We start from the raw sequence: 20,828 nt of genomic DNA, 5'->3' as shown, positions 1-20,828 counted from the left end.
CAGCACAACCCAGAAGCGACAGGTTAATAGCCCAGACAAGATATATCACGAACATCGAATACAAAGTTGCCAAGCCCGCCCCGTCTGAAGCGCAACGATGCTCGTTACGTTAAGTTGCCGAGTGAGGTCAAAATGACTGAATTCTCCAATTTCTTGAATAGAAAGGCCTCGCTCGAGGCGCAGATCAACGAAGAGCGATTTCTCTGTCGTAAAAAAGTATTGTCGGAAATCCTGATCGCTATTGAAGAGTTCAAGTTCGTCCCGGAAGAGGTGTTCCCGCGCAGCGAAAAACGCAAGGTTCGACCGCGCTATTTCGATCCCAAGTCTGGTGCAATCTGGAGCGGCAGAGGAAAAGAGCCACACTGGATTCGCGGCAAGGATCGCCGGATGTTCGAACTGGAAAGCGATTCGCTACAAATGAAGTGAAGAAGGCTTGCCGATCTCCATATTAATAAAAATACCTGAAGGCACCGCCAGAAGTGCCCTCATAGCGTAGAGACAGCCAATACAAACCATAGCGAGATGAACAATCAACTTCGGCACACGCCGAAGTTGATTGCTTTTTGCATCGACGAGATTTATTTGTCGATTTCTTACAATCAATATTCAACGCATCGTTAACATGAACAAGATATACAAGATCATATGGTCCCACGTCTCATCCGGATGGGTGGTCGTGTCGGAAGGGGCAAAACAGCGAGGCAAGACCGCTTCGACCAAGGAAGCACCGCAGCTGAGCAGGGAATTTCATCACGCGGTTCGGGCCGGCAGACTGGGCATCGTCCCACTACTGCTTCTTTCCGCATTCTCCCCGAGCGTATTTGCCCAGCAAATTCCGACGGTGATTTCAGGATTAATTCAAACCAACAGCTTCAACAGCAATTCGTACATAGCGGCTTACCAGCTCATCGCCAACAGCGATAACCAAACCCAAGGCCTTCCCGAGGGCGTTTTGTTAAGTGGATTCGGAACCGGAACGACGATCCGAAACTACTTTTATGGGTATACCGACTTAAACGGACTCACCCATACAATTATCGGCGACAGTACCGGGGATACCGGCAACAATTCGCTTTTCCAGGTAAATGCGGGGCGTATTCAGATCGGAAATGGGGCGAGCGCTGGCCCGAGTTCATCTATCGCGATCGGCGCCAATGCCACGGCGTCGGTTAGCTCTGGCATAGCGCTCGGCGCCAATGCCTCGGCATCGGCTAATTCCGGCGATGTTGCCCTTGGGTCGGGATCGGTTACAGGCGCGACAAATCCGACCGCTAGCGTAACAATTGGATCCACGACCTATGGCGGTTTCGCTGGCACCAATCCGACGAGCGTCGTCAGTGTCGGTAAGGGCGGATCCGAGCGCCAGATTACTAATGTCGCCGCGGGGAGAATCACAGCGACAAGTACAGACGCAATCAACGGCAGTCAACTTTACTCGCTTGCCAGCACTACAACTAGTTCAATTACTTCGCTGTCCTCCGGTCTGAGCTCGACCAACAGCAATGTCTCGTCGCTATCGACTGGCCTGAGCTCCGCCAATAGCAACGTCTCGTCGTTGTCGACCGGCCTGAGCTCGACCAACAGCAATGTCTCGTCGCTATCGACTGGCCTGAGCTCCACCAACAGCAACGTCTCGTCGTTGTCGACCGGCCTGAGCTCGACCAACAGCAATGTTTCGTCACTGTCGACTGGCCTGAGCTCCACCAACAGCAATGTTTCGTCGTTGTCGACGGGGCTGAGCTCCACCAACAGCAATGTCTCGTCGTTGTCGACCGGTCTGAGCTCCACCAACAGCAATGTTTCGTCGCTGTCCTCCGGCCTGAGCTCAACCAACAGCAACGTCTCGTCGCTGTCGACCGGCCTGAGTTCCACCAACAGCAACGTCTCGTCGTTGTCGACCGGACTGAGCTCGACCAACAGCAATGTTTCGTCGCTGTCCACCGGTTTGAGCTCGACGAACAGCAATGTTTCATCGCTATCGACCGGTCTGAGCTCCACCAACAGCAATGTTTCGTCGCTGTCGACCGGTCTGAGCTCCACTAACAGCAACGTTTCGTCGCTGTCCTCCGGTCTGAGCTCGACCAACAGCAACGTCTCGTCGCTGTCGACGGGCCTGAGCTCGACCAACAGCAATGTTTCATCGCTGTCGACCGGACTGAGCTCCACCAACAGCAACGTCTCGTCGCTGTCGACCGGTCTGAGTTCCACCAACAGCAACGTCTCGTCGTTGTCGACCGGTCTGAGCTCTACCAACAGTAATGTTTCGTCACTGTCGACCGGCCTGAGCTCGACCAACAGCAATGTCTCGTCGCTATCCTCCGGACTGAGCTCTACCAACAGCAACGTCTCGTCGCTGTCGACCGGTCTGAGTTCCACCAACAGCAACGTCTCGTCGTTGTCGACCGGACTGAGCTCGACCAACAGCAATGTGTCGTCGCTGTCCACCGGTTTGAGCTCGACGAACAGCAATGTTTCATCGTTGTCGACCGGTCTGAGCTCGACCAACAGCAATGTTTCGTCGCTGTCCACCGGCCTGAGCTCCACCAACAGCAACGTCTCGTCGTTGTCGAGCGGTCTGAGCTCGACCAACAGCAATGTCTCGTCGCTATCGACTGGCCTGAGCTCCACCAACAGCAACGTCTCGTCGCTGTCGACCGGCCTGAGTTCCGCCAACAGCAACGTCTCATCGTTGTCGACCGGACTGAGCTCCACCAACAGCAATGTCTCGTCGCTGTCGACCGGCCTGAGTTCCACCAACAGCAATGTCTCGTCGTTGTCGACCGGTCTGAGCTCGACCAACAGCAATGTTTCGTCACTGTCGACCGGTTTGAGCTCGACCAACAGCAATGTTTCGTCGCTATCGACCGGTCTGAGCTCGACCAACAGCAATGTTTCGTCACTGTCGACGGGCCTGAGCTCGACCAACAGCAACGTTTCGTCGCTGTCCACCGGCTTGAGCTCGACGAACAGCAATGTTTCATCGCTGTCGACCGGTCTGAGCTCCACCAACAGCAACGTCTCATCGCTGTCGACCGGTCTGAGCTCGACCAACAGCAACGTCTCGTCGTTGTCCTCCGGCCTGAGCTCCACCAACAGCAATGTTTCGTCACTGTCGACCGGTCTGAGCTCAACCAACAGCAACGTCTCGTCGCTGTCCACCAGCCTGAGCTCGACCAACAGCAATGTCTCGTCGCTGTCCACCGGTCTGAGCTCCACCAACAGCTTGCTGACATCGATGTCGACGTCGACGTCGGCCGCGATCGATGCCGCGAAGACGCACTACTACAGCGTCAACGACAACGGCACGCAGCAGGGCAACTACGACAACAAGGGCGCAACGGCACCCAACGCACTCGCCGCAGGTGTCGGCGCCTCTGCAACGGGCATCAGCAGCGTCGCCGTCGGCGACAGCGCCAACGCTTCTGCGGACGGCGCTGTCGCCATCGGCCAGAATGCGTCGGCAACGAGCGGCAAGGCAGTCTCGGTCGGCTCCGGCAACACGGCGAGCGGCGACGGCGCGGTAGCGATGGGTGCGAACGACACGGCGACCGGCAACGGCGCAGTGGCGCTCGGCAACGCGAACACCGCAACCGGCACGAGCGCACTCGCCCTCGGCACGTCGAACCAGGCCACCGCAGACAACACGATTGCGCTGGGCAACCAGTCCACGGCCAGCGCGGCCAACGCGCTCGCCCTCGGCTCGAACGCCACCGCGAACGTCGCCAACTCGATCGCGCTCGGCGCGGGCTCGGTCACGGGCAACGCGGTCGGCGTGTCGACCGTCACGGTCGGCGGCATCACGTATCCGGTCTACGGAACCAAACCGGTCGGAGTGCTGAGTATCGGTTCACCGGGTCATGAGCGCCAGATCACGAACGTCGCTGCCGGTCAGGTCAATGCCACCAGCACGGACGCGATCAACGGCAGCCAGCTCAACGCGACGAACCTGGCAGTCGACGCGCTGTCCGCCGGCCTGAGCTCGACCAACAGCAACGTGGCGTCGCTGTCCACGTCGACCTCGACCGCGATCAGTTCGCTGTCGACCGGGCTCAGTTCGACGAGCAGCAGCATTACGTCGTTGTCGACAGGACTGAGTTCGACAACCAGCAACGTCGCATCGCTGTCGACCGGCCTTTCGACGACCAACGCCAGCCTGTCGTCCCTTTCGACCGCGGTCGCGCCGCTGATCTCGATCAAAACGCAGACGACGGACGGCAGCACCGCAATCGGTTCAGGATCGTCGGCATCCGCGAATTCGACGGCGATCGGCCATAGTGCGACCGCGTCGGGCGCGAATTCGACCGCAGTGGGCAAAGACGCAATGGCGTCGGGACAGAACTCGACCGCCGTGGGCCAAGGGGCAATCGCTTCGGGGAAAAACTCGAAGGCCGACGGCCAAGCCGCAGCCGCAACGGGCGACAATTCGACGGCACTGGGGCAAGGATCGACGGCTTCGGGAGCCAATACGACCGCGGTAGGCCAGGGCAGCATGGCAAGCGCCCCGAACTCCGTTGCGATCGGCACGGGCTCGGTGGCCTCCGCGCCGAACACCGTGTCTTTCGGATCCCCGGGCAATGAACGTCGGCTGACGAACGTGGCGCCTGGCATCGACGGCACGGACGCCGCGAACATGAATCAACTGTGGGGCGTCCAATCCACCGTCAACGAGGTGGCCCGTCGTGCGTACTCAGGCGTCGCCGCGGCAACCGCGTTGACGATGATTCCGGAAGTCGACCCGGGCAAAACGATCGCGGTCGGGATCGGTGGCGGCAGCTACCAAGGGTACTCGGCGTCGGCAATCGGCGTGTCCGTCCGCTTCAGCGACAACCTGAAGGCAAAGCTCGGCGTCGGGATCAGCAGCAATGGCAGTACTTACGGTGGAGGCGTCTCCTATCAGTGGTAAGCGGTAGGTACACAGCGCCCCGGGCGTCGCAGTTGCGACTGCCACTCGGGGCGTCATTGCATGACGGAGGCGGAAACGGACCGGCGCACAGTATGCCGCCGTCACGCCGATCGCGATCCCTTGCGTCGCGTCTCCCGCTCGCGTGAGCGTGGCTTGCACCGACCGACGCCTTGCAGACATCCCTTGTCGCGGCATCCGCACTCGTCTTCCGCAGCCTGTAACCGGCCGCCAGACGAGCCTCTCGTGCGCGCCGACTCGCACACGACGCTCCCGGTGTTACGCGTGTCATTCGGTCGACATCGCGTCGATACACCGCGTGACGATCAGCCCGCCCCCCCTCGTTCCGAGCGGCATTCGTTCTCCGGAACGGCCCCGATTTGTTCCTCGTTCCGCCCGCGCCCGCGATACATCGCCTCCAGGTGTGGTCATCGCCCAACTCGTCTATGCACCAATATCGTGAAAATCCACGACACTCAGGATTGGAAAATAAATCAATTAAACAAAACGACAACTGCAAATCATGTAAAGATATTTATTTAAAGAACCAGCTACAAACAATCCGCCGATACAATTTCACACATCTCCCTGGAAGTTCGCCAGTTCATAAAAAATCAACGCAAAATTACATATTTGAACTTATAGAATCACACTTTCGACAAGCGTTGAAGTATCGAAACCTGCCAGTACGGAGAATCGAGGAATAGTCGAATTCGGCTCGACGACTTCCGATCCGGTCATGACGTTCCTCCATACCCAATTTCAATATCAATTCGCCACACGAGACCAAGATGAACGAGCCTTCAGATTTCCCGGCGAGAAAATCCGCGCCAAAGGAAAAGGTCAATGAGAATAAATTTTCCTGTCGAAAGAAAGTGTTGGCGGAGATCCTGAAGGCGGTCGTGGAATTTCAATTCACCCTGGACGAACTGTTCCCGGACATCCGGAAGCGCAAGGCTCGTCCACGCTACTTCGATCCGGTCAGCGGAGCAACGTGGAGCGGGCGTGGAAGAGAACCTCACTGGATTCGCGGCAAGGATCGCAGGAAGTTCGAACTCGATAGCGGCACGCCGACAAACGAGCCGGAACGCTGAGACGCCGTCGATCGAACTTGCGTTCGTCACCGTGTCGGCGCGAGCGCGCCATTCACCGAATCGCGGCCAAACACTCGCGACCGTCGCCTTGTCGACCGGCGGGAGCGTCGGCAGGAACCGCACTTCGTCGCCCAAGCCGGCGCCGGGGCCCGACAGGTGACGTATCCGCCGCTGGCTGACTGCAACCAGTTGTCGAATCTGCAAGCGCCGGCTTCGAGATCCGCGAAGTGAAGGCGGTCGAGCGGCACGATCGCCGCATCGACCGAAGGTATGGCGTGCGATGCCATATTCATTCAGTCTCCGGAAAACCGTACCCGCGTAGCGGCCCGCACACGTTTCGCGCGCACGATCGGATTCGATCGCGACGTCAGGCTCATCGCGCCGCGTAGCCGATCGAACGCGACATCCTCCTTCATCCCGAAGCGGTCGACCGCCGGCCAAGCGAGCGCTTCGTCGAGCCAGGCTTGCCACGCGTCTCCATGAAAACGCCGCGCGAACTCGCGTACCAAGCCCGGCGCCGCGATCACGATGCCCGCGAGCAGGTAATACGCCCAGAAGCTGCCCGCGCCGACGAGCCGGTCGAGCCGGCACACGGACACCGCCGCGAGCAGCCCGGCCACCGACGCGAGATCGGCGCGTCGTTCGCGGATCGCCCGTGCCACCAGATTGTGCTGACCGCCGTACGCGGCGAAGGAAATCTCCTTGCCGGCTGCAAGCTCCGCGCAGAACATCGCGAGCGCGGCCATCTCGTCGACGCGCGCCGCATCGTCGCGCGGCCCGCAGACGCGCAGCACGATCGCGTCGATGACGGCCCCCGGCCGGGCCGACGGCTCCACGCAGGCCGCCGCGGCGGTGGCGCGTCGTTCTCTCAGGTTCTTCGCCAGCGGCGGCACTTCACCGTTCGCGAGCCGCTCCCGCATTTCGTCCGTGTCGACCTCGTCGCTGTCGGGCGCGACACCGTCGGCAATCCGCTCGAGCGCGGCCCAGCCGTCGTTCGGATCGTCGAAGGCCCACGCATCGATGAAGCCATGCGCCGCATCGAATGTCGCGCGCGATCCCGGGCAGTATCGTTCCGCACGCGCGAGCTGCCGTGCGTCGGGAACGTGCATGCACACATCGGTCGCATCGCATGCGCAACCGCCACCGTCCGTCGCAATCCACGGCGCGAGTTCGTGCAGGACACCGATCGCTTCATGCGACAGATTCGCGCCGGCGCGCACGCGTGCCGCGTGCGTCGGCGTAGCGGCCGGCGCGCAGATGTCGCCCGTCGCCACGCAAGTCGCTTCGTTCAGGTAGTCGATCAGGTACTGCAGCCACGCGGCCGTGCGCAGCCGGTCGGGCGTCGCGCCGCGGGCATCGCCATACTTCGCTGGGTCGGTGAGCATGGGTGGTCCGGAATGGTTCTGGCAAATCGAAATGATTGTTCTATGTCCATCGACGCAGGTGGCACGGTGCGTCTCGCCCGCCCCTGCATGGCCGCCCGCATCGGATCGCGAAGCAGGCGGCCAGCCGGTCGTCACGCCGATACGCGCGACGACGCGAATGCATCGCGAAACCGGATCGCCCGCCGTGCATCGTTGCACGGTCTTCGTCCATGGCGGACGCCCGGCTCCGCTCGCGCGACGCTTACTGCACGTGGAACTTCGGCGACGTCAGGACGGTACCGCCCACCGTACAGTCCGGCGTCAGCGCGGCGTTGTTGAACGTCAGCGACGAGTTCGCATCGCTCCACGCCGTCACGACCTTGCTCGGCCCGCAGGTGCCGAGCAACGTGACGTTCACCTTCACGTTGTTGATCGACAGTTGCGTCGTGCTGTCGGCTTGCCCCGTCCACGGCGACGTGCTGCTCGCGCTGCCGCTGATCAGGCCGCACGTCGCGCCGCCCGAGAACGTCGTCGACGTGATGTTGACGATACCGGTCGACGTGATCGTGCCGTTGAAGGTCGCGTTGCAGTTTGCGTTGATCGATCCCTTGGCAAGGGTCGTCAGCCCCGTCGCCGAGAACGGCTCGCCGTTCGGATTCATCGGCTGGCCATCGGCGCGCGAAACGGTGACGGCGAAAGCAGGCGCGGCCGAGACCGCGGTGAAAGCCACTGCAGCAACAAGCGATACGATTGTGCGAATGCTCATTTGAACTGCCCCCTCTCTTCACGAATGGCGGCACGCCGCCAGGAACGCGACCTTCCGGCCGGAACGAGCCGGCCGGCCGGTCGCAGGAAGCCGCCGGCACGCGTCATGCGCGCCGGTCGGCTCAGAACTTGTAGGAAATCCCGACGAACGTGATCAGCGGGTCGGCCTTCAACTTCGTGCGCGTGGTCGCGAGCGTCGACCCGTCGGCCGCCTTGATCACCAGCGACGAGTAGGTCTTCAGCGGCATGTACGTCAGCGTCGCCGTGAGCCCCCAGTGCTTGTCGATCGCATAGCTCGCGCCGATGTTGTAGACCGGCGTGAACGACGACGACGCCTTGCCCTCCACCGACGTCGCCCCCGGCTTGCCGGCGCCGGCGGCGAGCACGCTGCCGAGGTTCTCGTTGATGTCCTTCGCGAAGTTGCCGTTCAGTTCGATGTTGCTGAACCAGCTGTAGGCCACGCCGATCCCGACGAACGGGCGGAACTTCGCCGTCGACGAATTGAAGTAGTACTGCAGAATGATCGTCGGGCTCCACTGCCGCGCGTTCTTCACGGCCGGCTGGTTCGCCGACTTGTCCATGTCGACGTTGCCGAGCGCGCCGGCCGGACCCGGCGGCCTGATCACGCCGTGCCCGGTGAGCGTGAACTCGGGCGGCACGCCGAGCACCGACGTCACCGCGATGTGGTCGGTGAAGAAGTGCGTGAGCGTGAGGCCGACCGTATCGGCGTTGTTGACCGTCAGGCTCGTGCCCGGCGACGTGAACGAACCGGGCAGGCGCAACGGTCCGTTGATCGGCATGTTCGCGAGATTCGTCGTCAGCCCGTTGGTCGAATCCTGCGGCATGATGTGCAGCCAACCCAGCGTCGCGACGTTGTCGCCCGCCTGCTGGGCCGATGCGAGCGTCGATACGCCTGCGACGACACCCGCGACAATCAGCTTCTTCATGAAGTCTCCCCCTCATTCCGTCCGGGCGCCGCGCATTCGCGCGCGGCGCCGCCGTGTCTCCATCCGCACGCGGTCACTGCACGAACGCGCCGACCGTGAAGTACGGGTTGCTCGTATCGGCCATGTCGAGGAACCCGAACACGCCGCCGGTGAACACGAACTTGCCGGTCGCCGGCCCCGACGCCGCATCCGCATGCACGGTCGTCACGACGCCCGGCACCTTCTGCGTGTAGTCGAGGTTCAGCGCGCGCGTGAGTGCGGCCTGCGACGCGTTGAACGGATCGAGCAGCGTGGCCTGCGCGCCGACGAGCGCGGTCGCGCGGTAGTTGAACGCGCTGTCGACGCCCGTGTACTCGCCGTCCTGCGAGCCCTGCGCGATCGCCGTCTGCGGGCTCAGGAACGAGATGCCCGATTCGTCGTCCGCGCTCGGCGGGCCTTGCGTGAGGTCCGCATTCGCGGCGCCGGTACGGATGAAGATCGGCACGAGCTGGTTGCGCAGCTTGCCGACGATCAGGATCCCCTTGCCGGCCTTCGCCGGATCCAGCGCCGCGAGCGTCGGCGGAATCTGCGGCTGGTAGTTGAGCGACTGGAATGCCGGCGCATCGGGACGCAGCGTGAACGGCTGGTTCACGGTCGCGCTCGACGCAAGCGGCTGCCCGCCGTTCTTCTTGCCGAAGTTGTCGGTTTCCGTATAGCTGCCGTCCGCGCCGATCGTCACCTTCTGGTCGAGCGCCACCGGCTGGAAGTTCTGCGACGGCACCTGGTGATAGCCGAGCTGGTTGTACGTGCCGGCGATCTTCGTCAGGTCGGTTTCGAGCGACGAGAAGCTGATGAACGGGTAGTACGGGAACGTCGTCTTCGGGATTTTGCCGACGCCGATCACGCCGTCGAACTGGATCGTCGCGCCGGGGATCGCGCCGCCCAGCACGCCTTCGCCGAGGAACAACCGCGCGGGCCGGCTCGGGTCGAGGCTTGCGTTCTGCATCCGGAACGTGCACTGGTTCAGCTTCACCGTCGGCAGCCCCGTTTCGTCGGCCAGCGTGCCGTCGACCACGTTGGCGGGCGCCGTGTCGCGGGTCGGCTGCACGGTGCCCGTCGCGGTCGGCACCGGCGACGCGAGGTAGGTCATCCGGTACGTCATCTTCGTCGTGTCGAGCTGCACCTTCACGAGCTCGCCCGACCCGGAGCCGCCGATGAACACCGTGTTGTAGTCGATCGTCTGCGGGCACAGCCGCACCGCCGGCGCGGGCGGCGGGTCGCCGTCGCCGCCGCATGCGGCCAGCACGGGCGCGAGCGACGCCGCGGCCATCCAATGTTTCACATTCATAGGAATCCTCTTGAAATTCGATTCGCCGGCGGCGACGCATGCGCCGCCGGTGTTACGTGTTCAATGCAGGGTTACTGGACGAACGCGCCGACCGTGAAGAACGGGTTGACCTTGTTGTTGTCGACGACCATCGCGTAGACGTTGCCGGCCGTCACGAGCCAGCCCGTGTCGCCCTTGCTGAAGATCGCGACGTCGCCGGTCGCACCCTTCGCGTTGAAGCCCTGCGTGGCCGTGACCTTGATCTTGCCGGGCGTGGCCTGCGTATAGTCGAGCGAGAACTGCGAGGTGACCGACGACGTCTGCGGATCGATGAACGCCGCGGTATTGCCCTGGAACAGCGTGGACGTATAGTTCGCGGCGATCGTCGACACGGCGGTGCCGTCGTTGCAGGTGCCGGCTTCGGGCAGGAAGAAACCGCCGCTGAAGGTACCCGGCAAGTCCGGATGCGGAATAGTGATGTCGAAGCTCGGGCCGCCTGTCGCAATGGCACCGGTCGGGCCGTCGGAGGTCACGATACCGCACGCCGACGCGCTGGTTGCGCCGATGTACCCGCCTTTCAGCGAATTCGCCGCGATCGCCTTGGTCGACGAGAGCATCGAGATACCGACTTCGGCATCGGCAACCGACGCAAGGACGTTGCTCTCGTCGACGTGCGTGTAACCGACACGAATCACCACCGGCACCAGCACGCCATTCAGCTTGCCGACGATCATGATCCCCTTCGCCTGGCTGGGAGCCAGGATCACGATGGCCGACCCCTGTCCGGCAAACGGATAGACGACCGAGCCGAGCGCGCTGGCCTTCGCATTGCTCACGAAGACGTTGTCGGCCGATCCGTCCGCGTTCTTGCGCAATGTCCACGGCGTTCCGGTGGTCTGACACGAGTAGTCGCTGCTCGCCGTGATCGTGCACGATCCGTCTGCGTTGAGCGTCTGGTTCCAGTTGATGACGTCGGGCTGCCAGCCGACGGGCCCGAGAAAATTCTGATAGTTGGAGCCGACCGGCGACAGGTGAATGCCGACCTCGTTGTAGTTGCCGGCGACCTTCGTGAAGTCGGTTTCCGTTTCGACGAAGCCGATGAACGGATAAAAATCGAACGTGCGCGACGGCACGACCCCGAGCACCAGACCCGGAATCGGCTCGAGGCCCTTGAACGCAATCGTCGCGCCCGGAATGCCGCCGCCCACCACGCCGTTGCCGACGAACAGCATCGGCGGATCCGCGCGATTGATCGTCACCGAATACGCGCCGTCGCTCGTCGCGCCGCTGTCGAGCACGAACGCACAGCGATTCTGCTCGGCCGTCGGAAGATTGGTCGGATGATGAAACGCGCCGCTGATCGTCAGGCCCGCGCGCGTAGTGTTGACCTGCCCTGCCGAGGTCGGCACCGACGATTCGATGAACTGCATCTGATAGGTGAGCTTCGTCGTATCGAATTTCACCTTCACGTACTCGCCGCTGCCGGCGCCGCCCGTATACGTCGTCGTGTAATCGAGCGCGTCGGGGCACAGCTTCGTCACGACGGGCGGCGTCGTTTCCGCGCCGCTCGGCCCGCATGCGCTGCCCGAGCACTGCGGCACGGTGATCGGCCCCGGATCGTCGCCGCCGCCGCAACCGGCGACGAACGGCAGCGCCAGCACCGCGCACGCCAGGATCGCCTTCCGCCATTCAGGAATGCAAATCATCTACCCCTCCTTTTCAGGTACGACAAGTCTCGTCCGGCCGGGCTGCATGGCCCGCCGGTTGGTATCGCGCCGTCGCCCGAAAGGCGCGGCGCATGACGATGCACGCAAGGCGGCCGCGATGCCGGTCGGGCACATGCAGCAGACGAGCGCGCTCCCGCGGCGCCGTCATGCGGCACGGCGCCGTCGGAACGATCGAAACGGAAAGTGGCTTGCCGCTACGGCTTGCCGCTATGGCTCGCCGCTACACGGCGACGTGACGATGCAGCCGCGCGACCTGCGTCGCGCCTGCATTCAGCGAAATATCGGAAAACGGCAGTCCCGCTGGCCCTGCGGATAGGCGTCTCATGGCGTGGTCTCCATACGTACGCTTGATTCGTTATCGTGATGCGTCGTTTGTCGAGACTATGATCGGACGCTTCCCACAAGTAAATGGATGCAGAGTTCCAAACGGATGAAACCGCGCGATCCTAGCGCTTGCACGGTATTTGACAGTTTTTCAAACGGCCTTCATTTTATTTGCTCAGACAAATACCGGGCCGTGGAACACGCGTTTGAACGGCAACCGCCGATCCGCGCCGAGCCAGGCCGGCCTTCGGCGGCCCGCACGCATGCTGCGCCGCAACCTCAGACGTCGATGATCGCGAGTGTGCCGTGGCTGCCGGGCAGCACCGCGTGGCGCGTGCCGGCGCGCGCGAGATACATCTGCCCGGCCCCGACCGCGACCGTTTCCGCGTCGACTTCCAGCATCAGCGTGCCGTCGAGCACCAGCAGCCCCTCGTCGTAGTCATGCACTTCCGCTTCGTAAGGCTGCGCATCCATGCGCAGCACCTTGATCCGGGCCGGCCCGACTTCGCCGACCATCGTGGATTTCCAGGCGGCAGCCTGTGCATCCGCCACGGATTTGAAATCGATCAAGGACATGCGCCGCTCCGTATCACCGTGAAAGGAACGCATTATCGCGAGCGCCACGCGTGCCGTCCCGGTACGGCGCGCGGGCCGGCAGGCAGCACAGTCGGCCGGGCCGCCGAGCGGGCGCGCGGTCGCGGCCGGTTCGCGGAAAACACTCCGCATTGTTCGCTTCACTCGAATAAAGCACCGAATCATGAGTCGATATCGCCGCCGTTCACGCAAATCCGGCACCGGCACGACCCGGCCTTTCCACCGAAATGCATTTCGATCTGCCGATTGCTAATATGGCGGTCCCGCGATCCCGCACCACAATACCGTTCGACATGACGCCCGTTCGCCATGCCGTCCCCGGTCCCGGCCGCTTCGCAGCGGCGGCGGCGCCGGGCACGCGCGGCGCCCGCCGTCGCGCCGGGCGGCCGTGCCATCCGTGAGCATGCAACCGATCCTTTCCGTCTCAGACCTCTCCAAGACTTACGCGTCCGGCTTCCAGGCGCTGAAGCACGTGACCCTCGACATCCGCCCCGGCGAGATCTTCGCGCTGCTCGGGCCGAACGGCGCCGGCAAGACGACGCTGATCGGCTCGATCTGCGGCATCGTCACGCCGACCGAAGGCCGCGTGACGGTCGGCGGCCACGACATCCGCGATCAATACCGCGCGGCCCGCGAAATGATCGGCCTCGTGCCGCAGGAGCTGACCACCGACGCGTTCGAAACCGTCTGGGCCACCGTGTCGTTCAGCCGCGGCCTGTTCGGCAAGGCGCCCGATCCCGCCTACATCGAGAAGACGCTGAAGGCGCTGTCGCTGTGGGACAAGCGCGACAACAAGCTGATGACGCTGTCGGGCGGCATGAAGCGCCGCGTGATGATCGCGAAGGCGCTGTCGCACGAACCGCGCATCCTGTTCCTCGACGAACCGACGGCCGGCGTCGACGTCGAGCTGCGCCGCGACATGTGGAAGCTCGTCGATTCGCTGCGCGAAAGCGGCGTGACGATCCTGCTGACCACGCACTACATCGAGGAGGCCGAAGAGATGGCCGACCGGATCGGCATCATCCTCGGCGGCGAACTCGTGCTCGTCGAGGAAAAGCGCGAACTGATGCGCAAGCTCGGCAAGAAACAGCTCACCGTGCAGCTCGAGCAGCCGCTCGCGGACGTGCCGCCCGCGCTCGCGCCGTTCGGGCTCGAACGCGCGGAGGACGGCGCCGCGCTCGTCTATACGTACGATTCGCAGCGCGACGACGCGAGCATCGCGAAGCTGATCAACGCGCTCGGCTCGGCCGGCATCGGCTTTCGCGACCTGCACACGACGCAGAGTTCGCTCGAGGATATTTTCGTCAGCCTGATCGACAATCGCCGCAACGGCGCACAAGGGGCCTAACGCACATGGCGAACTGGAATTTTCACGGCATCCGCGCGATCTATCGCGCAGAAATGGCCCGCACGCGCCGTACGCTGATGCAGAGCATCATCGCGCCGGTGATCTCGACGTCGCTGTATTTCGTCGTGTTCGGCTCGGCGATCGGCTCGCGCATCAGCGACGTGAACGGCATCGGCTACGGGTCGTTCATCGTGCCGGGCCTCGTGATGCTGTCGCTGCTGTCGCAGAGCATCTCGAACGCGTCGTTCGGCATCTACTTCCCGCGCTTCACCGGGACGATCTACGAGATCCTGTCCGCACCCGTGTCGTACTGGGAAATCGTGATCGCGTACGTCGGCGCGGCCGCGTCGAAGTCGATCCTGCTCGGCGTGATCATCCTCGCCACGGCCGGCCTGTTCGTGCCGCTGCACATCCTGCATCCGTTCTGGATGGTGCTGTTCCTGGTGCTGACGGCCGTCACGTTCAGCCTGTTCGGCTTCGTGATCGGCATCTGGGCCGACAGCTTCGAGAAACTGCAGCTCGTGCCGCTGCTGATCATCACGCCGCTCACGTTCCTCGGCGGCAGCTTCTATTCGGTCGACATGCTGCCGCCCGCGTGGCGCGTGATCACGCTGTTCAATCCGATCGTCTACCTGATCAGCGGCTTCCGCTGGTCGTTCTACGGGATCGCCGACGTGCACGTGTGGATCAGTCTCGCCGCGACCGCGCTGTTCCTCGTGATCCTGCTCGCGATCGTCGCGTGGATGTTCCGCACCGGCTACAAACTGAAGAATTGACGACGGCCGGCGTCACGCGCGCCGCCCGCCGATGACGCATTTGGGCAAGCAGGCGGCGCTTTTCCTCTGATGCGGCAGTTTGTGGTCGCGTCTACTGAATACGAAGCATCGGGGCCCTGGAGCATGCGCTGCGCGGCCCCCTTTTCATTTCAGAGGACGCCATGCCCGCCGCCACCGCTTCCGCCTCCGCCGCCGCCCGGCTCGAACGCCTGCCGTTCTCCGGCTATCACAAGCGCATCTTCTTCATCATCGCGATCGCGTTCTTCTTCGATTCGGTCGACCTCGGCACGATGACGTTCGTGCTCGGCTCGATCCGCAAGGAGTTCGGGCTGTCGACCGCGGCCGCCGGCCTCGTCGCGAGCGCGAGCTTCTTCGGGATGGTGCTCGGCGCGGCCGTCGCCGGCCTGCTCGCCGACCGCTTCGGCCGCCGGCCCGTTTTCCAGTGGAGCATGGTGCTGTGGGGCGCCGCGTCGTACCTGTGCTCGACCGCACAGAGCGTCGACGCGCTGATCGTCTATCGCGTGCTGCTCGGCATCGGGATGGGCATGGAGTTTCCGGTCGCGCAGACGCTGCTGTCCGAATTCGTGCCGACCGAGAAGCGCGGCCGCCTGATCGCGCTGATGGACGGCTTCTGGCCGCTCGGCTTCATCACGGCCGGCATCGTCGCGTATTTCGTGCTGCCGCAATTCGGCTGGCGCACCGTGTTCGCGCTGCTCGCGATTCCGGCCGTGTTCGTGCTCGTCGTGCGCCGTATCGTGCCGGAATCGCCGCGCTGGCTCGAACATGCGGGCCGGCACGCGCAAGCCGACGCGGTGATGCAGTCGATCGAGGCAAAGGTGATGCGCTCGGCCGGCGTCGCGACGCTGCCGCCGCCGTCGCGGCTCGCGGAGCCGGCCGTCGCCCGTGGCCGCGGCGCATGGCGCGAGATCTGGAGCGGCGTGTACCGCCGCCGCACGGTGATGGTATGGCTGCTGTGGTTCTTCGCGCTGCTCGGCTTCTACGGCCTCACGTCGTGGCTCGGCGCACTGCTGCAGCAGGCCGGCTTCGAAGTCACGAAATCGGTGTTCTACACGGTGCTGATCTCGCTCGGCGGCGTGCCGGGCTTCCTGTGCGCCGCGTGGCTAGTCGAACGCTGGGGCCGCAAGCCGACCTGCATCGCATCGCTGATCGGCGGCGGCGCGATGGCGTACGCGTACGGCCAGAGCGCGCTGTACGGCGGCAGCACGACGCTGCTGATCGTCACGGGCCTCGCGATGCAGTTCTTCCTGTTCGGGATGTGGGCGGCGCTGTACACGTACACGCCCGAACTGTACGGCACCGGCGCACGCGCGACGGGTTCGGGCTTCGCGTCGGCGATCGGCCGGATCGGCTCGCTGATCGGGCCTTACGTGGTCGGCGTCGTGTTGCCGGTGTTCGGTCAGGGCGGCGTGTTCACGCTCGGTGCGCTGTCGTTCGTCGCGGCGGCCGTCGCCGTCTGGACGCTCGGGATCGAGACGAAGGGGCTCGCGCTGGAGCAACTGGCGGCAGGCGACGAGACGGGCGGCAGCGGCCGGTATCCGGCGACGGCGGCGGACGAGGCGTCCTGATCGCGGCGGTCGGTTTTTGCGCCGTTTCGGGCAGGCGAGCGTTCGGTGCCGCCCGGCGGGCTGCATGAATCGCGCGTGCTCGCCGGCGCGATCGCCCATTGCGAAGCCGCCGCCGCGTAACGCGCGGCGGCGGTCATCCGGCAGCGGCGCGGCCGCGGCCGGTCAGGCGTCGGCGACGATGAATTCTTCGGCCGCCTTGCGCTGGATCGCGGCCATCACGGCCAGTTCACGCTTGCTGCGCGCGTCGCCGGACACGACGCCCGTCGCATGCTTCGCCTTCGCGCCCAGCGGGAAAAAGACGAACGACGCGCCGGCCGGGGCCGCCGGCTCCGCACGCAGGCGTTTGTTCAGGATTTTCAGGTACTTCTTCTTCGAGACTTCCTTGGCAGCCATGGCACCCTCCACGTACACGTGATGCGGGCCAGCATACCAGTTTTGCCGATGCACTCCGTGACAGCGGCCGCGCCGCGCTCCCCACCGCTTCGATCGCGCGTGAACAATTTTTCGCTCGCGATGTCGATTCGCGTCGCCGTCGCGCGTCGTATCGTCGTAACCGATCGTTTTGCCGTCGCACCGCCGGCAAGCGCCCTATTCACTATTCACGTTCGAGGAGATACGACAATGCGCGTCATGGTCATCGTCAAAGCCACCGCCGATTCCGAATCCGGCCGAATGCCCGACCCCGACATGCTGGGCGCGATGGGCCAGTTCAACGAGGAACTGATGAAAGCCGGCATCCTGCTCGCGGCCGACGGGTTGCGCCCGAGCAGCCACGGCAAGCGCGTGCACTTTTCCGGCAAGAGCCGCACGGTGATCGACGGCCCGTTCGCCGAAACGAAGGAACTCGTCGCCGGCTACTGGGTGTGGCGGGTGAAATCGATGGAGGAAGCCGTCGAATGGGTGAAGCGCTGCCCGAACCCGATGCCCGGCGACTCCGATATCGAGATCCGCCCGCTGTTCGAGGCCGAGGATTTCAGCCCCGCATTCACCCCCGGGCTGCAGAAGCCTTAAGCGCAAAAACGTACCCATTGACGGAGCCCTGTCGAGTAACGTATCGTTTTGACACGTTACTCGACAGGGCTCCGTCATGCATTCCCGTTTCGACCGTTTCCGCTCGACCGCGCTCGGCGCCCAGCTCGAAGCGTTGATCGATCGGCCCGAGCGCTATCTCGAGTTCGCGGCGCTGTCGCGTGTCGGCGTCGCCGCGATCGGCGCGATCCAGGACGAGATCGTGCGCACCTTCCCCGAAGTCGAAGCCGACACGACGGCCCGCCAGTTCTGCGGCGCGATGGTCGCCGACGTCATGCGCCGCCACGGCCATGAAGTCGTGCAGGCGCGCGGGCGGCTCGGCGGTGCGCCGTTCAGCTATGGCGCGGTATTCAGCGCGTACCCGCAGCGGCTACCGTTCGCCGACGTCGTCGCCGCGCTGGCGCGCATGCCGGCCCGGCTCGCCGCCTATGCGGCGCATGTGCCGGCGGCGCTGGCCGTGCGCCGCCCGGCCGGCACCGGCTTCTCGCTCGTCGAACATGCATGCCACCTGCGCGATCTCGATGCGGTGTTCGCCGCGCGCATCGACGCCGTGCGCACGGCCGAGCTGCCCGCGATCGAATCCGTCGACGGCACCGCGCTCGCCGCGCAACGCGACTATCTCGCGCAGCCGCTCGATCTCGCGGTGGCGGCGTTCGGCCGCGGCCGCGCCGCGCTGTGCGCCACCGCGGCCGCGCTGGAACCGTCGCAACTCGCACGCTGCGGGCTGCGCGACGGCATCCGCCGCATGTCGCTCGACGAACTCGTGCGCGAGCTGCTCGACCACGACCGCACGCACGCGCTCGAACTCGACGAACTGCTCGCCGAACTCGAATTGCCACCGCTTCCTTCGATGCACGCCGCATGATCCCGTCCACGCCCGTCGTCTTCATTCACGGTTTCATCGGCACGTTCGACGTGCGCGGATGGAACGGCCCGCATCTCTGCCCCGACCTGCTCGGCTACGGCGCGCATCGCGCCACGCCGCCCGACGCGATCTCGCTTGCCGCGCAGGTCGAGCACGTGCGGCAAACCGTCGATGCGTCCTTCGGCATGCAGCCGGTCGATGTCGTCGGCCATTCGGTCGGCGGCGCGATCGCGATGCTGTTCGCGCGGGCGCACCCCGAACGCGTGCGGCGCATCGTCAACGTCGAAGGCAATTTCACGCTCGACGATGCGTTCTGGTCGGCATCGGTCGGCCGCATGACGCCCGGCGAAGCCGATGCGATGCTCGACGGGCTGCGCGCAGCGCCGCTCGACTGGCTGCGCGGCGCGATCGACGCACCGTCGCCGCGCCAGCTCGACGATGCACGCCGCTGGCTCGCGCATCAGCCGGCATCGACGCTGCGGGCGATGGGCCGCTCGGTGGTCGAGACGACCGGCGCCGCGGGCTACCTGCCTGCGCTCGCGCAGGTGTTCGAGCGTCACCCCGTCTGGCTGATCGCCGGCGAACGCTCGCGCGCCGGCTGGCACGTGCCCGCACACGCGCTCGCACGCTGCGCCGGCTTCGACACGATCGCCGACAGCGGGCACCTGATCGCGGCCGAGCAGCCCGATGCGTTGCGCGCCGCCCTCGCGCGCATCGTATGCAAGCCGTCCGCCTGACAACCCGTAGGATTCGCCGAAATATGGTTGAAAGGCGCGGTTGCTAGAGTCGCCGGAACAGGGTTTTCCCGGCCTCCGGCCGGACTGGGTCGACACATGCAAGGATCGATGCGCCTGGCACGTACCTTCTGGCTGCTTCTGCTGCTCGCCGTCACGAGCCCTGCTTTCGCCTTCCATGCGCGGGTCGTCGCGATCCCGAGCGCCGCGATGAGCGAGACGCTGAAGGCCACCATCGTGCTGCCCGACGATTACGCGCGCGACAACCACGGCGAACGTTACCCCGTCGTCTATCTGCTGCACGGCTCGGGCGGCGACCATACCGACTGGACGTCGAACACGCACATCGCCGCGCTGGCCGACCGCTATCGCGTGATCCTCGTGATGCCCGACGGCGGACACGAAAGCTGGTACATCGACAGCCCGTTCGATTCGGGCAGCCGCTACGAAACCTTCGTCGGCGACGAAGTCGTGTCCTATGTCGACCTGCATTTCCGCACGATCGCGGCCCAGCACGCGCGCGCGATCACCGGGCTCAGCATGGGCGGCTTCGGCGCACTGCGCATCGCGCTCGACCGGCCCGATACCTTCGGCGCGGTCGGCAGCATCAGCGGCGCGGTCGATCCGCGCTGTTGCACGGACGAGCCGGGGATCGCCCACGTGTTCGGCGATCCCGATCGCCATCCGTCGTTCTGGAATCGCAACGTGATCGTCGAAAGCGCGCGGGCATTCGTGCGCGCACATCTCGACCTGACGATCGATTGCGGCCGCGATGATGCATTCGTCGGCTCGAACCGCACGCTGCATGAACGGCTCGTCGCGCTCGGCGTGCCGCACGATTATGCGGAGCGGCCGGGCGGCCATACGTGGGATTACTGGGCGAATGCGATCCGCTACCAGATGCGGTTCTTCGCGATGTCGTTCCAGCATCGAGGCTACGCGTCCCGTGCCGTGCCGGGCACGACGCGCGCGGGCTGACGCACGACTCCCCTTGCAGCGGCTATCCGGCCGCAGGCTGCAAGGCCCGACACGGAAATCGAAACGGGATGACGAACCGGCATGCCGGGCACGCGCGCCCGGCAAAAAGATGAATGCGCGTCGCTCGACGCGCGAAAAAGCGCAACGCCGGAGCCGTCAGTTGTCCTGCGCGGCGCTCGCGCCGACGATGCGATCGAAGAATTCCTGTGCACGCGCCAGCTCGTCGAGCGCGCGATCGAGACGCGACATCGCGCGTGCGTATTCGGCCGACGAGCCGTCGTCGTCGCTTTCGCCGCGCACCGCGCGAAACGCCTGATCCACGTTGCGCGTCGCTTCGACGAAGCGTTGTGCGGCTCGCGCTTCCCGCGAACAGATGTGGGTCGACATCGACACTCCTCCCTCAGGATTGCAGTGTGAAGCACGCCGACGCTCAGTGTGCGTGGTACGCATGTCGGCGGCGTGAACCACGCCCCGTCGCGTGGCGACGTATC

The 20,828-nt window shown here is 64.4% G+C and carries 18 protein-coding genes and 1 pseudogene; 11 read left to right on the top strand and 8 right to left on the bottom strand.

The window, feature by feature from the left end:
* Nucleotides 1-132 precede the first annotated feature (132 nt).
* The 4 genes and pseudogenes from WT53_RS33015 to WT53_RS27005 all read left to right on the top strand — a co-directional run bounded on the left by WT53_RS33015 (nt 133) and on the right by WT53_RS27005 (nt 5,994).
* Nucleotides 133-426 carry an H-NS histone family protein gene (locus WT53_RS33015; RefSeq protein ID WP_034204239.1) on the top strand — a complete coding sequence of 98 codons (294 nt, stop codon included), beginning with the start codon at nt 133-135 and terminating at the stop codon, nt 424-426.
* 196 nt (nt 427-622) lie between these two features.
* A pseudogene (locus WT53_RS34460) lies at nt 623-679 on the top strand (ESPR-type extended signal peptide-containing protein); the annotation flags it as partial.
* 417 nt (nt 680-1,096) lie between these two features.
* Nucleotides 1,097-4,903 carry a YadA family autotransporter adhesin gene (locus WT53_RS33010; RefSeq protein WP_373558459.1) on the top strand — a complete coding sequence of 1,269 codons (3,807 nt, stop codon included), beginning with the start codon at nt 1,097-1,099 and terminating at the stop codon, nt 4,901-4,903.
* A gap of 788 nt (nt 4,904-5,691) precedes the next feature.
* Nucleotides 5,692-5,994, top strand: coding sequence for an H-NS family nucleoid-associated regulatory protein (locus tag WT53_RS27005; RefSeq protein WP_060262341.1), 303 nt, complete (start codon nt 5,692-5,694; stop codon nt 5,992-5,994).
* 293 nt (nt 5,995-6,287) lie between these two features.
* Here WT53_RS27005 and WT53_RS27000 read toward each other — a convergent pair whose 3' ends face one another.
* The 6 genes from WT53_RS27000 to WT53_RS26975 all read right to left on the bottom strand — a co-directional run bounded on the left by WT53_RS27000 (nt 6,288) and on the right by WT53_RS26975 (nt 13,003).
* A complete protein-coding gene (locus tag WT53_RS27000) occupies nt 6,288-7,379 on the bottom strand; it encodes a hypothetical protein (RefSeq protein WP_034204237.1) in 1,092 nt (363 codons plus the stop codon).
* A gap of 241 nt (nt 7,380-7,620) precedes the next feature.
* The gene (locus WT53_RS26995; protein WP_034204236.1) at nt 7,621-8,124 is read right to left on the bottom strand and encodes a hypothetical protein; all 504 of its coding nucleotides are present in this window, start codon (nt 8,122-8,124) and stop codon (nt 7,621-7,623) included.
* 121 nt (nt 8,125-8,245) lie between these two features.
* The gene (locus tag WT53_RS26990) at nt 8,246-9,070 is read right to left on the bottom strand and encodes an OmpW family protein (protein WP_034204235.1); all 825 of its coding nucleotides are present in this window, start codon (nt 9,068-9,070) and stop codon (nt 8,246-8,248) included.
* Nucleotides 9,071-9,143: 73 nt separating this feature from the next.
* Entirely contained in the window at nt 9,144-10,397 is a 1,254-nt protein-coding gene (locus WT53_RS26985) for a DUF2957 domain-containing protein (RefSeq protein WP_034204234.1), read from the bottom strand.
* A 71-nt stretch (nt 10,398-10,468) separates the two neighbouring features.
* Nucleotides 10,469-12,082: a DUF2957 domain-containing protein gene (locus tag WT53_RS26980; RefSeq protein WP_034204233.1), complete on the bottom strand. Its 1,614-nt coding sequence runs from the start codon at nt 12,080-12,082 to the stop codon at nt 10,469-10,471.
* A 624-nt stretch (nt 12,083-12,706) separates the two neighbouring features.
* Nucleotides 12,707-13,003, bottom strand: coding sequence for a cupin domain-containing protein (locus WT53_RS26975; protein ID WP_034204232.1), 297 nt, complete (start codon nt 13,001-13,003; stop codon nt 12,707-12,709).
* 421 nt (nt 13,004-13,424) lie between these two features.
* Here WT53_RS26975 and WT53_RS26970 point away from each other — a divergent pair, with 421 nt between their 5' ends.
* From WT53_RS26970 to WT53_RS26960, 3 genes are all read left to right on the top strand, one after another.
* On the top strand, nt 13,425-14,369 hold the full coding sequence (locus tag WT53_RS26970) for an ABC transporter ATP-binding protein (protein WP_034204231.1): 945 nt from the start codon (nt 13,425-13,427) through the stop codon (nt 14,367-14,369).
* Between the two features lie 5 nt (nt 14,370-14,374).
* Nucleotides 14,375-15,145, top strand: coding sequence for an ABC transporter permease (locus WT53_RS26965; RefSeq protein ID WP_034204230.1), 771 nt, complete (start codon nt 14,375-14,377; stop codon nt 15,143-15,145).
* Nucleotides 15,146-15,306: 161 nt separating this feature from the next.
* Nucleotides 15,307-16,731, top strand: a complete 1,425-nt coding sequence (locus tag WT53_RS26960; RefSeq protein ID WP_034204229.1) for an MFS transporter — start codon at nt 15,307-15,309, stop codon at nt 16,729-16,731.
* Between the two features lie 162 nt (nt 16,732-16,893).
* On the opposite strand, the gene WT53_RS26955 is transcribed toward WT53_RS26960, so the two are convergent.
* Entirely contained in the window at nt 16,894-17,124 is a 231-nt protein-coding gene (locus tag WT53_RS26955; protein ID WP_034204228.1) for a hypothetical protein, read from the bottom strand.
* A 228-nt stretch (nt 17,125-17,352) separates the two neighbouring features.
* On the opposite strand from WT53_RS26955, the gene WT53_RS26950 reads away from it, so the two are divergent.
* The 4 genes from WT53_RS26950 (at nt 17,353) to WT53_RS26935 (ending at nt 20,337) form a co-directional block, all read left to right on the top strand.
* Entirely contained in the window at nt 17,353-17,742 is a 390-nt protein-coding gene (locus WT53_RS26950; protein WP_034206113.1) for a YciI family protein, read from the top strand.
* 76 nt (nt 17,743-17,818) lie between these two features.
* Nucleotides 17,819-18,625 carry a DinB family protein gene (locus WT53_RS26945; RefSeq protein WP_034204227.1) on the top strand — a complete coding sequence of 269 codons (807 nt, stop codon included), beginning with the start codon at nt 17,819-17,821 and terminating at the stop codon, nt 18,623-18,625.
* Nucleotides 18,622-19,362 (top strand): alpha/beta fold hydrolase, encoded by a 741-nt coding sequence (locus WT53_RS26940; protein ID WP_060262338.1) that lies wholly within the window; start codon nt 18,622-18,624, stop codon nt 19,360-19,362. The genes WT53_RS26945 and WT53_RS26940 overlap by 4 nt, the downstream gene beginning before the upstream one ends.
* A gap of 108 nt (nt 19,363-19,470) precedes the next feature.
* A complete protein-coding gene (locus tag WT53_RS26935) occupies nt 19,471-20,337 on the top strand; it encodes an alpha/beta hydrolase family protein (protein ID WP_179949052.1) in 867 nt (288 codons plus the stop codon).
* Between the two features lie 156 nt (nt 20,338-20,493).
* Here WT53_RS26935 and WT53_RS26930 read toward each other — a convergent pair whose 3' ends face one another.
* Nucleotides 20,494-20,724, bottom strand: a complete 231-nt coding sequence (locus WT53_RS26930) for a hypothetical protein (protein ID WP_034204224.1) — start codon at nt 20,722-20,724, stop codon at nt 20,494-20,496.
* Nucleotides 20,725-20,828 lie beyond the last annotated feature (104 nt).

Source organism: Burkholderia sp. MSMB2157WGS, from assembly GCF_001532755.1.
Taxonomy (GTDB): Bacteria; Pseudomonadota; Gammaproteobacteria; order Burkholderiales; family Burkholderiaceae; genus Burkholderia.
The sequence above is the reverse complement of the archived record's forward strand: the minus strand, read 5'-3'. Positions and strand labels throughout refer to the sequence as shown.

Coding starts and splice junctions, on each gene's coding strand:
- WT53_RS27000 (WP_034204237.1), bottom strand. CDS start 7,379: ATGCTCACCGACCCAGCGAAGTATGGCGATGCCCGCGGCGCGACGCCC.
- WT53_RS26995 (WP_034204236.1), bottom strand. CDS start 8,124: ATGAGCATTCGCACAATCGTATCGCTTGTTGCTGCAGTGGCTTTCACC.
- WT53_RS26950 (WP_034206113.1), top strand. CDS start 17,353: ATGCGCGTCATGGTCATCGTCAAAGCCACCGCCGATTCCGAATCCGGC.
- WT53_RS26990 (WP_034204235.1), bottom strand. CDS start 9,070: ATGAAGAAGCTGATTGTCGCGGGTGTCGTCGCAGGCGTATCGACGCTC.
- WT53_RS26980 (WP_034204233.1), bottom strand. CDS start 12,082: ATGATTTGCATTCCTGAATGGCGGAAGGCGATCCTGGCGTGCGCGGTG.
- WT53_RS26970 (WP_034204231.1), top strand. CDS start 13,425: ATGCAACCGATCCTTTCCGTCTCAGACCTCTCCAAGACTTACGCGTCC.
- WT53_RS26965 (WP_034204230.1), top strand. CDS start 14,375: ATGGCGAACTGGAATTTTCACGGCATCCGCGCGATCTATCGCGCAGAA.
- WT53_RS27005 (WP_060262341.1), top strand. CDS start 5,692: ATGAACGAGCCTTCAGATTTCCCGGCGAGAAAATCCGCGCCAAAGGAA.
- WT53_RS26985 (WP_034204234.1), bottom strand. CDS start 10,397: ATGAATGTGAAACATTGGATGGCCGCGGCGTCGCTCGCGCCCGTGCTG.
- WT53_RS26935 (WP_179949052.1), top strand. CDS start 19,471: ATGCGCCTGGCACGTACCTTCTGGCTGCTTCTGCTGCTCGCCGTCACG.
- WT53_RS33015 (WP_034204239.1), top strand. CDS start 133: ATGACTGAATTCTCCAATTTCTTGAATAGAAAGGCCTCGCTCGAGGCG.
- WT53_RS26940 (WP_060262338.1), top strand. CDS start 18,622: ATGATCCCGTCCACGCCCGTCGTCTTCATTCACGGTTTCATCGGCACG.
- WT53_RS26960 (WP_034204229.1), top strand. CDS start 15,307: ATGCCCGCCGCCACCGCTTCCGCCTCCGCCGCCGCCCGGCTCGAACGC.
- WT53_RS26945 (WP_034204227.1), top strand. CDS start 17,819: ATGCATTCCCGTTTCGACCGTTTCCGCTCGACCGCGCTCGGCGCCCAG.
- WT53_RS26930 (WP_034204224.1), bottom strand. CDS start 20,724: ATGTCGACCCACATCTGTTCGCGGGAAGCGCGAGCCGCACAACGCTTC.
- WT53_RS26955 (WP_034204228.1), bottom strand. CDS start 17,124: ATGGCTGCCAAGGAAGTCTCGAAGAAGAAGTACCTGAAAATCCTGAAC.
- WT53_RS26975 (WP_034204232.1), bottom strand. CDS start 13,003: ATGTCCTTGATCGATTTCAAATCCGTGGCGGATGCACAGGCTGCCGCC.